Genomic DNA, 13,003 nt, shown 5'->3' with positions numbered 1-13,003 from the left:
GTCGCGGCGTCACCGCTCCCATTGCGGGCGGCAGGAGCCCCGGGGCACGAGGACGGTGCGGTACCGGCCGGGGGTGCGGGACATGGCCACCTGGTCGGTGACGCCCTGGTAGCGGCCCAGCGGGGTGTCGGCGGTGAAGGTCCGTGGGGGCAGGTAGGCGTGCTGCTCGCCGTGTCCGGCGGTCTCGTGGGCATAGGCGTGGTCGAACACCCCCATGGCGAGGATCCACAGGGCGGCGCGGGTCAGCGAGACGTGGACCCGGTAGCTGCCGCCGTGGGTGGCCCGGCGGGTCAGGGCCTCGACGACGCCGGCGGCCATCAGCCAGGAGACGATGTAGTCGTTGACCACGAGGATCGGCGGCAGTGCGGGGCGTTGGCCGCCGCCTTCCAGCAGCATCATGCCGGTCAGGCTTCCGGCGCTCTGGTCGAAGCCCACGCGCTCCGCCCAGGGGCCTCGTTCACCGTTGAGCGAGGCGGTGGCGTGGACGATGCCGGGGCGCAGGTGCGCGGCCTCCTGCGCGGTGAGGCCGATCCGTTCCAGGTATCCCGGCCTGCGGTTGGCGTAGAAGACGTCGGCCGAGGCGAGCAGTTCTCTGATCCGCCGGGCGCCTTCGCCCTGGTAGGGGTCCACGGTGGCCGACCGTACGCCGACGTTGGCGCTGGCGTAGGTGAGGTCGTGTTCGAACTCGTCCGGGCGCCAGAGGTTGAGGACGTCGGCGCCGTGCAGGGCGAGGGCCCGGCCGAGGCCGGCGCCGGCGATCACGTGGCCCATGCCGAGCGCGCGCATCCCGGACAGGGGCTGGTCGGCGCCGTGGGGGAACGGCTCGGGCTCGCTGTCGGCGATCTTGGTGATCTCGATCAGGGGAAGGTCGGCGAGGACGTCGCGGTAGTGCCGCTCGGCGAGCAGTTCACCGGTGGTGCGCAGCATCGGCAGGACCACTCCGGCCGCCCCGGCGGCTTCCTCCAGCTCGCGCGCGTCGCGGCGGGCGATGGCGGCGGCCACGCGGTCGGGGTCGTCCGGGACGTCGAGCAGCCGCTGGGCGGCGATCTTGATCTTGGGGTAGGGGTTGAGGGGCATGACCCAGCGGTCGTCCGCCGTACGGTAGAAGCGGAATCCCAGGGCCTGGGAGGGGTTCGACGAGGCGGTGGGCGGGTGGCCGTTCAGCAGTTCCCACCTGCGGTCGTAGAAGGGGCAGAGCCGGTGCGGGGTGACCCGCAGGTCCACCGCGATGTCCTGTCCGGGACCGCCGCGCAGCCGCCAGAGCTTGGCGATGGCGGCGGACTTGGCGGCCAGCGCGATGGCGGAGGCGGCCCCGAGGCGCAGGGTGCTGGGCACCACCGGGTCCGCGCCGTGGAAGGCGATGGCACCCCCGGTGTCGGCGGGGCTCATCCCGATCCCGGCCAGGACCTGGGCGAGGTGGGCGTGCGGGTCGAAGGCGTCGTGGGTCAGCGGGTCGGCGACCGCTTCGGCGAGTTGGTCAGTGAGCGTCATCGGGGCCCTCCGCGCCGGTCAGCAGTGCTTCGGGGACCAGGACGTGCTTGGCGCGCAGGTATTCGCCGACCGCCTTGCCGACCTGGTCGACCCGCAGATTGGACGACCCCCCGGTTCCCAGCAGTCCGCGCAGGACGAAGTGCACGGCGCGCAGGTGCTCGAACTCGTGGCGGACCACGTCGAGGTCCTTCGCCTCCGGCAGCAGCAGCCGCAGCTGCGCCGTGGTCAGCGTCCGGCGCAGCCACGGCCACACGGCGGGGTCGTGGGCCCAGATCCCCACGTTGCTGTTGCCGCCCTTGTCGCCGCTGCGGGCGTAGGTGACCGTGCCCAGCGGCACGCGGCGCACCCGGGTTGCCTCCACGGCTTCCTCTACGGCTTCCTCGGGCTCGGGGTGGACGGGCTGACGGGCCGTCGCCGTCCGGGAGGGGGGTGCGATGTCGAGGGTGCGGCCTTCGGCGAGGACCACCCGGTGGGCCACGGCGGTGATGTCCAGCAGGGCGGGCCAGTAGTCGATCCTGGGTTTCGGGCTGGTCTGCGGGACGGCCTGGCCGTCCAGGAAGAAACCCGGGATGCTCTGCAGGTACAGGCTGCCCAGCCGGCCCGCGAGGTCGAGGCGCTCCAGCGGCTCGCGCTCGCGGGCGGCGGCCATGACCCGCAGCGCGACCGTCGCGTCCCACTGCGTCTCGGGGTCGGTGGCCGCGGTCCCGATCCTGGTGATGTCCAGCTCGTCCACGCCCGCGGGCAGGTCCCTGCCGATCTGGGCGCGCAGCAGGTCCACCTTCTCCTCGACCTCGGGCGCGGTCACGTAGACGGTGTTCACGACCGTGTGGCCGATGGGCGCGAAGAGCGCGACCTTGGTCGTCGGCGACGGAGGCGAACCCGCCGCCCCGGACACCCGGACCCGGTCGGGACCGGCCGGATGGAGCCGGACGCCGTCCAGGTGGACGGTGACGTCGGGGTTGAGGTAGCGCGGCCCCTGGATCTCGTACACGAGCTGGGCGGTGACGGTGTCGACCGTGACGGCCCCGCCGTCCCGCCGGTGCTTGGTGATCACGCTGGTGCCGTCCTCGGCGATCTCGGCGATCGGGAAGCCGGGGGTGAGCATGCCCGGGATGCGGGTGAAGCCGGAGAAGTTGCCGCCGACGGCCTGCGGGCCGCATTCGATGATGTGCCCGGCGACGACCGCACCGGCCAGCCGGTCCCAGTCCGTGCCGTCCCAGCCGTGCCACCACGCCGCCGGGCCCAGGGCCAGGGACGCGTCCGTGACCCGGCCGCACACGACGATGTCCGCGCCCTCGGCCAGCGCCCGCGCGATGCCCCAACCGCCGAGGTAGGCGTTGGCAGACACGGGCTCCGCGCCCCACGACGCCAGCGGCCGGCCGGTGTCGAGGTGCTCCAACCGGTGCCCTGCCCGCGCCAGTTCGGGCAGCCGGGGCAGCAGGTCGTCGCCCTCGATGTGGGCCACCGAGACCTCGACGCCCGCCCGGGCGGCCGCCGCGCGCACGGCCTCGGCCAGGGCGGCGGGCCGGAAACCGCCCGCGTTGGTCACCACCTTGACCCGCCGCCGGGCCAGCGTGGCCAGGTGCGGCCGCAGCTGGTCGAGGAAGTACTCGACGTAGCCCCGCGCCGGATCCTCCTGGTACTGCGCCGACAGGCCGGCGAGGGTGATCTCCGCCAGGTAGTCACCGACCAGCACGTCGACCGGGTCACCGGCCACGGCCTCGTCGATGGCGGTGTACCGGTCTCCCAGGTAGCCGGAGAAGTTGGCGATGCGAATGGGTCGGCCGCTCATGGTCAACACCTTCCCTCGATGGGGTGAGCCCTTCCCGTCCGACGTTAGGAGGCGACCGTCCCCGGCGGCCACGACCAATCCCCGCACGCGCACGTGACCGCACCGGTCACGTGGAAGACGGGCGTATGTTGTGGCGGTGGACATGCTGCATCTGCGGTACTTCGTGGCCGTCGCCGAGGAGTTGAACTTCACCCGCGCCGCCGCACGCCTGCACATGGCGACCTCCCCGCTGAGCCAGCGCATCAGGGACCTGGAACGCGAACTCGCCACCCCCCTGTTCGTCCGCACCCACCACAAGGTCGAACTCACCCCCGCCGGCGAGACGCTGCTACCGGCGGCCCGCGACACGATCCGACGGTTCGACGCCCTCCCCGGCCTCGTCCGCACGGCAGCCGGCACCACTGCGCGCACCGTCGTCATCGGCATCGCACCCGATGTGTCCACCGAACTGCGGACCAGCTTCCTGAACACCGTCGCGGCCCGGCACCCCGATCTCCTCCTGCGGCTGCGCCCCGCCAGCACCGAGCCCCTGGTGCGCTCCCTGCTCACCGGCGAGATCGACATGGGCTTCCTCCACGGTCCCGTCACCGGCCCCGGCATCCGCACCCTCGACCTGGAGACGGCCCCGGTGGCCGTGGTGGTCGGACGCGGGACCGGTTTCGACGCCCGCACGACCGTCCGGCTGGAAGAGCTCGCGCACCTGCCGTTCGCCTCGATCGGCTACGACGCCGCACCGGAGATCTACCGCAGACTGGACGACGCCCTGAACCGGGTCGCGGTCCGCAAGCGCATCAGGCTCGAAGGGGACAACTTCGGCGGCCTGGCCCACCTGGTCGCCGCAGGCCAGGCTTTCACCCTCATCGCCCTGGGCGGTGGCACCACAGGCAAGGCCTTCACCGGCGAGCCCGTCGTGACCCTCGCCATCGAAGGCGGCGATCTCACCCTCACCACCGTCGCGGCCTGGCACCAGGACCGGCCCGGCCCCGGCGAGATGCTGGCCGAACTGGCCGCCGCCCTCGCCAAAGGTCTGCCCACCGCCCACGGTCCCTCCCCGGGGTGACGCCGCGGGAGCGGGCGGGGAGTCGGCACCACGGTTGAACGGCCGCCCCCGAGGAGCGGGGGGCAACGCCGTGCGGCAGGACACCCGCCGAGGTCGACGCGCACCGGGGTTCAGCGCACCGGCTCGGGCTCCGGCGAGGGGGACGGCGTGCCCGCCCAGCGGTGCAGGGCGGCTTCGAGGCCGGCGGCGTCGGCGGCGGTGGTGTCGGTGTCGGTGTCGGTGTCGGTGTCGGTGTCGGTGTCGGTGGTGTCGCAGGCCCAGGCGACCACTCCGTCCGGGCGGACGAGGACTCCGGTCGGCGTCGCGTGGTCGTCGGTCACGCTGGTCACGCTGGTCACCCGCCCGGTCCAGCCCGCGGCGAGACGGGTGAACGCGCCGTCCGCCGTACGGTCGAGCAGCAGGAACCCGCCGCCGTGGCCGTGGTCGACCAGCCGGGAGCCGTCCCCCAGCCACAGGTCGGGGGCGTACCGCCCGACCAGCGGGTGGTCGCCGGGCAGGTCGACGCGCTGCGTCACCCCGGAGATCTTCTTGACCGCGTAGGTCGCGCCCGCCCCGGTGCCCAGCAGGTCGGCGACGACCTCCCGGAGCGCGGCCGACTTGGCGTCCCCGCGCATCACCCCGATCTGGGCCCTCGTCCAGTCCAGTACCCAGGCGCCGAGGGGGCGGCGCTCGGCGTCGTAGGTGTCGAGCAGCCCTTCGGGCGCCCACCCGGCGACCACGGCGCCGAGCTTCCAGCCGAGGTTCATCGCGTCGCCGACCCCGAGGTTGAGCCCCTGGCCGCCGAACGGCGAGTGCACGTGCGCGGCGTCGCCGGCCAGGAGCACCCGCCCCGAGCGGTAGGCCGCGGCCTGGCGGGCGTTGTCGCTCCAGCGGGTCGCGGGGCCACGCAGCGCGGTGAGCGTGACGTCGGTGCCCGAGACCCGGCGCAGGCTGCTCTGCACCTCTTCAAGGGTGACCGGCGCGGAGCGGTCGGCGGGGGCGCCGCCGAACTCCACGGTGACCACCCGCCCGGGCTGCGGCCCGCAACGGTAGGCGCCCTTGGACGACCACACCCATCCGTCCGCGAGCACCGTGGGGTCGGCGATGTCGACGACCGCCAGGTGTCCGGTGAGTTCGGGGTCGGTGCCGGGGAAGCCGATGCCCGCGAGGCGGCGCACGGTGCTGCGCCCGCCGTCGCACCCGACCAGCCATCCGGTGCGCACCGTGCCGGCGGTGGTGGTGACGAGCACGCCGTCGCCGGTGTCTTCGAGCGCGGTGACCTCCACCCCGCGACGCACCGCCACGCCCAGACGCGCGACCTGGCCGGCCAGCAGCGCCTCCAGCTCGCGCTGCGGCACCATCCGCGCTCCGTCGACGGCGGTGTGCGCGGCGAGGTCGGTATCGGACCAGTCCACGAGGTCGGCGTCGAGGACCATCCCGGCGAAGTGCCCGGTGAAGCGGGGTGCGCGCGCCGGCCGGCCACCGCCGGGCGGCTGGTCGACCGCGCGGGCGAACGACCCGACCCGTTCGAGCTGCTCCCGCTGCACCTGTTCGGCGGCCGGCAGCAGGCCGCGGCGGTCGAGCGCCTCGGCCGTCGGGACGTTGACCGCCCCCGCCTTCATCGACCGGTCCGGCTCGGCGAGCCGTTCGAGCACCTGCACCGTCGCCCCGGAGAGCGCCAGCTCGGCGGCGAGCACGAGGCCCACCGGCCCGGCGCCGACGACGGTCACGTCCACGTCCACGTCCTGGTTCATGGTCTGGTTCGAATCCTGATGCGGATCCCGGTTCACGTTCACATTCCTAGTCACGAACAATGTTCTATAAACGAACAGCGTTCGTGTCAAGCTATGATGATCCGGTGAACCCGAGAGAGCGACGCGCGGCACGCCACCAGCCGCCGAACCCCGACGCCGAAACCGACCCCAGGCCGCGACGCCGCAAGGCCCCCATCACCGTGGACCAGGTCATCGACACCGCGCTGGGCGTCATCGCCACCGAGGGCTACGAGGCACTGACCATGCGCCGCCTCGCCGGCGCCCTCGACACCGGGCCCGCCTCCCTCTACGCCCACGTCGTCAACAAGGCCGACCTCGACGAGCTGCTCATCGGACGGCTGTGCGCCGCGCTCGCCCTGCCCGAGCCCGACCCCGCGGCCTGGCGGGACCAGATCCGCGGCGTCTGCACCCGGATCCGCGACCAGTACCTGGACTACCCCGGGATCTCCCGCGCCGCGCTCGCCATCGCCCCCACCGACCTCGAAACCATGCGCGTCAGCGAAGGGATGCTGGCGATCCTGCTCGCCGGCGGCGTCGCCCCACAGGCCGCCGCCTGGGCCGTCGACGCACTCCTGCTGTACGTGGCCGCCTACTGCCTCGAAGCCTCGATCGTGCGCCAGCGAGCAGCACACGACGACGACGCGTGGGTCCTCGACCGCGACGAGCTGCTGCGCCGCCTCACCGCCCTGCCCGCCGAGACCTTCCCCCACACCACCCGCCACGCCGCCGAACTCACCGCCGGCACGGGCCACGACCGCTTCGACTTCACCGTCTCCCTGATGATCGACGGCCTCGCCCGCCGCTAGGGCGTGACGTTCCGAAGCCGGCCGGGTTCACTGTCAACTGCTGTTCACGCAGCTCCGCCCGTCTGCTCACACAGCTCCGCCCGTCGCCCCGGCCCGAGAACGGGGGCCGGAGCGACGGGCGGAGCGACGCGCGGGTGTGGTCAGGCCTGTGCGTTGCCCGGCTGGCGGCCGGGGGCGTCGGCGGCGGCGCGCTTGAGGACGGCGGTGTTCGCGGTGACGGTGCCGGGCTTGACTCCGTAGGCTTCGGTGACCTGGACGCTGCGCTCGCCCAGGAAGGCGTAGGAGCTGCGGTCGAAGATGATCTCGTCGCGGGAGCCGGTGGTGGTGTTGGTCCGGGCGATCGCGATGCCGGTGCGCCCGGCGGCGTCGGTGGCGCTGTCGAGGAGGACGACACCGGGGATGCGGGCCGCGGCCTGGTAGAGCGCGGCGGCGAGCTTGCCGGGGACGGCCTGCTCGCGGATCAGGTCGGCGATGGTGACGAACGCCTCCTGGTCCGGCCCGTTGCCGCTTCCCTTGGTCTCGGTGTAGATCTTCTGCAGCAGTTCCTGCGGGTCGGTGGGCAGGGTGCGCACGTAGTCGTAGGAGGGCGCGTTCAGGTAGGCACCAGTGCCCGATTCGAGTGCCTTGCCGCCTTCCGGGGACTTGCCCTCTTCGGTGAGCCAGCCCGTGCGGCCGTCGGCCGAGTGCCAGATCTGGCGCTGGTGGGGCTTCTCGACCCACACGTTCGAGGTGCCGCTGGCGGCGTCGATGGTGCCCGTGAGGTGGGAGACGGTGCTCTCGATGTAGACGTACTGCCCCGGGCGCAGGACGAGGTCGGGCGCGGCCGCGGCGGCCAGCGAGATCCGCTCCACCGCGCCGGCCAGGCCCGCGGTTTCGCCCGCCGAGACCTGGATGACGGGTGCGGCGACGCGCTCACTGCGCGCGGGGGTCGTTCCCGGGCTGCCGAGCGTGGTGGCCGCCACGGTGGCGGCGAGGGCGAAGGCCGCCACCGTGGTGGGCACGGCGATCAGCAGCCGCCGACGCCTCCTGGCCTCGGGGCGGACCGGCACTGCGGCTTCGGGGGTACGGGTGATCTCGTTCATCAGGAACTCCTCGATCTGGCGCTGTCGGCCGAGCGGGGCGGCCGGTGCTCCGGCCGCCGGCAGCAGGTGCCTCAGCTCCGCGTCCTCAAGCGGCTGCTGCCACTCCGGGGTGCTGGTCATCTGTTCCACTCCTTGTTCGACCGGGCCGGAACCATCCGGCCACCCTGTACTTGTCCGGCTGCCGGCAGGGGTTCCCGGCGAGTTTTCGAAGCCTGCCGCAGTTCCTTGTCGGCCAGAGCACGCAGCCGGGTCCGGGCCCTGGAGAGCCTGGAGCGCACGGTGCCGACCGGGATGCCGAGGGCCTCGGCGGCCTCGGGGTAGCTGAGGCCCGCCCACACGCACAGCGAGAACACCTCGCGCTCCCCGCGGCGCAGTTTCTCCAGCGCCGCCTTGGCAGCGAGCAGTTGATCGCGGTCGGCGAGCCGGCCGACCAACTCGTCGGCGAAGTCCGGGGCGGGTTCGGCGAGCGGCATGCGGGCGAGGGCGGCCGCATGCCGGCGGGCGGCCCTGGCCCGGTTGCGCAGCACGTTGACAGTGATGCCCATCAACCACGGGCGAGGAGTGGTCCCCTCGTCGCGGAGCTTGTCCCGCAGCCGCCAGGCCTCCAGGAAGACCACCGCCATGACGTCCTCGGCACCGGCGCGGTCCCCGCTCACCCGGACCGCGTGCGACAGAACCGCCTGCGAGTGCTCCTGGAACAACTGCCGGAAGGCGCCCGGGTCCCCGGCTCTGATCCGTTCGTGCAGCGAATAGTCCACACCTCTGGTTGTCCGGCCACCACGAAGCAGTTCCAGTGAGCTGCGTCACAGGTGTGCCGGCAACCGGCGGATGCCTTTCGCGCGGACGACGGGTCCTCCGCGCAGGTGCCGACTTGAGCGGCGGCACCTGCGCGGCGGCACCTGAGGCGCTCGGCCCGGTGGCGAGCGGCTGCCACCGGGCCGTCCCCCGAACGCCACGAGGTGTTCCGGCGAACCCCCCGATGCCAGAAACTCTGCAGCGGCGGCGCATTGTCCGAAAGAGCCCTCTGGGCAGGACATTCAAGTCGGACAACGATGTGAGGGGGCGGGAGAGGCCTGCCAGGGGTGGTGAACGTGGACACGCGGCCGAACGGGACACGGCGCAAGGCCCGACTGGGCAGACCGGAGCGGTTCGTCGATCCGCAGGCCGGTCCGGTGGAGCGGCTCGCCTGGGAGCTGCGCCAGCTACGGGACCGGTCGGGCGCACCGAGCTACCGCGCGCTGGCGAAGGAGTCGCACTACTCCGCCAGCACGCTGGCGGAGGCAGCGAAGGGCGAGCGCCTGCCGTCGCTGGCCGTGGTGCTCGCCTACGCGCGGGTGTGCGGCGGGGAGAAGGCGGAGTGGGAGGCCCGCTGGCTGGCGGCTTCCCGGGCCGTCCAAGGGCCGTCCGCCACGGCGCAGGACGGCGACAAGGACCGCGCGGACGGGGGCGACCCCGCTCACTGCCCGTACCTGGGACTGGCCGCGTTCGGCACGGGGGACGCCGACATCTTCTTCGGCCGGTCGGAACTGGTGAGCCACCTGGTCCGGCACGTGGGTGACCACCGGCTGACGGCAGTCGTCGGCGCCTCCGGCAGCGGCAAGTCCTCGCTGCTGCGGGCCGGGCTGCTCCCCCGGCTCGACGAGTCCTGGCACACCGCGCCGCTGGTCCCCGGCGACCACCCGCTACGGGCGCTGGCCCTGGCGGTCTGCGCCCTGACGGGCGGTGACGCGGAGGCACTGTCCCGCGCGCTGGCCGACGAGCCCGCGGCCCTGGGGATCGCGCTGGACACCTGGCTGGTCACGCAGCCCGCCGACCGGCGCGTCGTCCTCGTCGTCGACCAGTTCGAGGAGCTCTTCACCACCTGCGCGGACGTCGGGGAGCGGGAAGCGGCCCTGGCCTGCCTGGCCTGGACGGCCGGCGACCGCACGGCCGTCGACGGGACGGCCGACGGCCACACAGCCGGCGACGGAGCGGCCGGGGCCGGCGCGGCCGAGGCCCGGGTACGGGTCGTCATCAGCGTGCGCGCCGACTTCTACGACCGCTGCCTCGCCCACCCCGCCCTGGCCGCCGCCCTCCGCTCCGGCGCCCAACTGCCGGTCGGCGCACCCACCCGGGCCGAGCTGCGGGACATCGTCGTCGAACCCGCGGCCCGAGCGGGCGTCGTGGTGGACCCGGACCTGCTCGAGGCCGTCCTCGCGGAGGCCACCGGCCAGCCCGGCGCGCTGCCGCTGGTGGCCCACGCGATGCGCGAGACCTGGACCAGGCACCGCGGGACCGTCCTGCGGCTGGCCGACTACCGGGCCACCGGCGGCATGCGGGGAGCCATCACCCAGACCGCCGAGGCCATGTACGCCGCTCTCCCGCCGGGCCACCAGGAGGCCATGCGGCTGCTGTTCCTCCGGCTCACCGCCCCGGGCGAGGGCACCGAGGACACCCGCCGCCGCCTGGCCCGGAAGGAACTCGACGGCCTCGCCGACGCCGCGACCGTCGACGACCTCCTGCACCGGCTCGCCGCCGCCCGCCTGATCGTCCTGGCCGACGGCACCGTCGACGTCGCCCACGAAGCGGTCATCCGCGCCTGGCCTCGGCTGCGCCACTGGCTCGACGTCGACCGCGAGGCCCTGCGGACACACCGCCGGCTCACCCAGGCCGCCCTGACCTGGAACGAACTCCAGCGCGACCCGGGCGCGTTGTACCGGGGAGCACAGCTCGCCACCGCCTGGAGCTGGTCCCGTACCCGCGGCGCGGCGCTCAACCGGCTTGAGTCCGCCTTCCTGGACGCCAGCACCGCGGCGGACGGCCAGCGTGGCCGTCGCCGGCGCCGGACGGTCGTGGCGCTGGCCGTCCTGACCGTGCTCTCCCTGGTGCTGGCGGTGACCGCGTTCGTCCAGGGGGAGCAGTCCGACGCGCAGCGCCGCGTCGCGGTCTCCCGCGAACGGGCCGCCCAATCCAGGCAACTCCTCGAAACGCAGCCCGAGGCCGCGGCGCTGGTCGCGCTGGAGGGCTACCGGACGGCCCGCACCACCGAGGCCCGCGGCAGCCTGCTGAGCGCCTACGCCGCCTACTCCTCCAACCAGTTCACCGGTCACACCGGCACCGTGACGGCGGTGGCGTACGCGCCCGACGGCCGCACCCTGGCCACCGGCAGCGCCGACCACACCGTGAAGCTGTGGGACACCACCACCCACCGCATGCTCGCCACCCTGACCGGCCACACCGGCATCGTCAACACGGTCGCCTTCAGCCCCGACGGCCGCACCCTGGCCAGCGCCGGCGCCGACCGCACCGTACGGCTGTGGGACGTCGCCTCCGACCGCACGACGGGCATCCTCACCGGCCACACCGGCGCCGTCTCCTCGGCGGTGTTCTCGCCCGACGGACACACCCTGGCCACCGCCGGGTACGACCAGACCGCCCGGCTGTGGGACGTGGCGTCCCAGCGCGCCCTCACGACGCTCACCGGTCACGCCGGTTCCGTACGAGCGGTGGCGTACGCGCCCGACGGCCGCACCCTGGCCACCAGCGGCGCCGACCACACCGTGAAGCTGTGGGACACCACCACCCACCGCATGCTCGCCACCCTGACCGGCCACACCGGCGCCGTCGGCACCGTCGCCTTCAGCCCCGACGGCCGCACCCTGGCCAGCGCCGGCGCCGACCGCGCCGTGCGGCTGTGGGACGTGGCGTCGCACGACACCACGGCCGTCCTCAACGGGCACACGCAGGAGGTGAGCCAGGCCGCGTTCACCGCCGACGGCCGCACCCTGACCACGATCGGCCAGGACAACACGGTCGCCCTGTGGGACGTGGCCGAGCGCCGACTGACCGCCACCCTCCACGAGACCAACACATCCGCCCCCGCGCTGGCGCTCTCCCCCGACGGCAACGAGCTGGCCACCACCGCCACCGACAACATCGTCCACACGTGGGACCTCAAGAGCCGCCAGATCGCCGCCACCTTCAGCGCGACGAACGACCTGGACACCCTCGCGACCGTCGCCACCTACGCCCCCGACGGCCGGACCCTCGCCATCGGCCACACCGACGGCTCCGTCACCTCGTGGACCACCGCTCCGCTGCGCCCCGCCGTGACCTTCGCGGCGCACAGCCAGGGCATCATGCACCTGGCGTTCTCCCCGGACGGCCTCCTGCTGGCCGCCGCGAGCTCCGACCGCACGGCACGCCTGTGGGACGCCGCGTCAGGCCGCCCGGTCGCCACCCTCGAAGGCCACACCGACCAGGTGTCGAGCGTCGCCTTCTCCCCCGACGGCCGCACCCTGGCCACCAGCAGCCTCGACACGACCGTACGCCTGTGGGACGTGGCGACCCACCAGACGACAGCGGTCCTCCAGGGGCACACCAGCCTGGTCTCCAAGGCCGTCTTCGCCCCCGACGGACGCACCCTGGCCACCGCCGGGTACGACGGGACGGTGCGCCTGTGGGACCTGGCCACGCACCGCACCGTCGCCGTCCTGTCCGAGAACACCAACGCCATCGCTTCCCTGGCCTTCTCCCCCGACGGCCGCACCCTGGCCACCGGCAGCTCCGACGCCACCGTGCGCCTGTGGGACGTGGCGCAGCGCCGGACGGTCGCCACCCTCACCGGCCACATCAACACCGTCTTCTCCGTCACCTTCAGCGCCGACGGCCGCACGCTGGCCAGCACGGACGCCAGCGGCACGGTGTGCCTGTGGGACGTGGCATCACAGCAGGTCACGGCACTGCTCGTCGGTCACACCAGAGCCGTGCACACGGCCGCCTTCAGCCCCGACCAGAGCACGCTCCTCACCGCCGCCAGCGACGGAGCACGGCTGTGGCCCACGGACGCGGACCGGACCGCCGACCGCATCTGCGACCTGAGCCGGAGCAACCACTGGCCCGAATCCCTCTCCGGTTCCGCCACGGGCGACGCCTGCCGGTGAGCTCCGAGTCGTTGACGTAGCCCGCGCCCACAGCGCACCCGCCCACCCACAGCTCTCCTGCTTCGCCGCCCGCACCCGCCCGCACCCGCCCGAACG

Annotated in this window: 8 protein-coding genes; 3 read left to right on the top strand and 5 right to left on the bottom strand. The window is 73.7% G+C overall.

Going from position 1 to position 13,003, the window contains the following annotated elements; translation table 11 throughout:
* Positions 1 to 9 precede the first annotated feature (9 nt).
* Positions 10 to 1,491, bottom strand: coding sequence for a CoA transferase (locus tag AC07AL_RS08630; protein ID WP_363583460.1), 1,482 nt, complete (start codon positions 1,489 to 1,491; stop codon positions 10 to 12).
* Entirely contained in the window at positions 1,478 to 3,283 is a 1,806-nt protein-coding gene (locus AC07AL_RS08625; RefSeq protein WP_363583458.1) for an acyclic terpene utilization AtuA family protein, read from the bottom strand. The genes AC07AL_RS08630 and AC07AL_RS08625 overlap by 14 nt, the downstream gene beginning before the upstream one ends.
* A 142-nt stretch (positions 3,284 to 3,425) precedes the next feature.
* On the opposite strand from AC07AL_RS08625, the gene AC07AL_RS08620 reads away from it, so the two are divergent.
* Positions 3,426 to 4,343, top strand: a complete 918-nt coding sequence (locus AC07AL_RS08620; RefSeq protein ID WP_400987412.1) for a LysR family transcriptional regulator — start codon at positions 3,426 to 3,428, stop codon at positions 4,341 to 4,343.
* Positions 4,344 to 4,453: 110 nt separating this feature from the next.
* Here the strand turns inward: AC07AL_RS08620 and AC07AL_RS08615 are convergent, their stop codons facing one another.
* On the bottom strand, positions 4,454 to 6,076 hold the full coding sequence (locus tag AC07AL_RS08615) for an FAD-dependent monooxygenase (protein ID WP_478317229.1): 1,623 nt from the start codon (positions 6,074 to 6,076) through the stop codon (positions 4,454 to 4,456).
* 104 nt (positions 6,077 to 6,180) lie between these two features.
* On the opposite strand from AC07AL_RS08615, the gene AC07AL_RS08610 reads away from it, so the two are divergent.
* Entirely contained in the window at positions 6,181 to 6,903 is a 723-nt protein-coding gene (locus tag AC07AL_RS08610; protein WP_363583454.1) for a TetR/AcrR family transcriptional regulator, read from the top strand.
* A gap of 140 nt (positions 6,904 to 7,043) precedes the next feature.
* Here AC07AL_RS08610 and AC07AL_RS08605 read toward each other — a convergent pair whose 3' ends face one another.
* Entirely contained in the window at positions 7,044 to 8,105 is a 1,062-nt protein-coding gene (locus AC07AL_RS08605) for a CU044_5270 family protein (RefSeq protein WP_478317228.1), read from the bottom strand.
* A complete protein-coding gene (locus AC07AL_RS08600; protein WP_363583450.1) occupies positions 8,102 to 8,743 on the bottom strand; it encodes an RNA polymerase sigma factor in 642 nt (213 codons plus the stop codon). Before AC07AL_RS08600 ends, AC07AL_RS08605 begins: the two co-directional genes overlap by 4 nt.
* 333 nt (positions 8,744 to 9,076) lie before the next feature.
* Between AC07AL_RS08600 and AC07AL_RS08595 the strand changes: the two genes are divergently transcribed.
* Positions 9,077 to 12,907, top strand: a complete 3,831-nt coding sequence (locus AC07AL_RS08595; protein WP_363630038.1) for an nSTAND1 domain-containing NTPase — start codon at positions 9,077 to 9,079, stop codon at positions 12,905 to 12,907.
* The last annotated feature ends 96 nt before the right edge of the window (positions 12,908 to 13,003 follow it).

Source organism: Kitasatospora sp. NPDC043949 (assembly GCF_056435365.1).
This window is presented reverse-complemented; position numbering and strand designations above follow the sequence as displayed.

Excerpts from the sequence above, each read along its gene's own strand:
- AC07AL_RS08620 (WP_400987412.1), top strand. The coding sequence starts at position 3,426 with ATGCTGCATCTGCGGTACTTCGTGGCCGTCGCCGAGGAGTTGAACTTC.
- AC07AL_RS08630 (WP_363583460.1), bottom strand. The coding sequence starts at position 1,491 with ATGACGCTCACTGACCAACTCGCCGAAGCGGTCGCCGACCCGCTGACC.
- AC07AL_RS08615 (WP_478317229.1), bottom strand. The coding sequence starts at position 6,076 with ATGAACCAGGACGTGGACGTGGACGTGACCGTCGTCGGCGCCGGGCCG.
- AC07AL_RS08625 (WP_363583458.1), bottom strand. The coding sequence starts at position 3,283 with ATGAGCGGCCGACCCATTCGCATCGCCAACTTCTCCGGCTACCTGGGA.
- AC07AL_RS08605 (WP_478317228.1), bottom strand. The coding sequence starts at position 8,105 with ATGACCAGCACCCCGGAGTGGCAGCAGCCGCTTGAGGACGCGGAGCTG.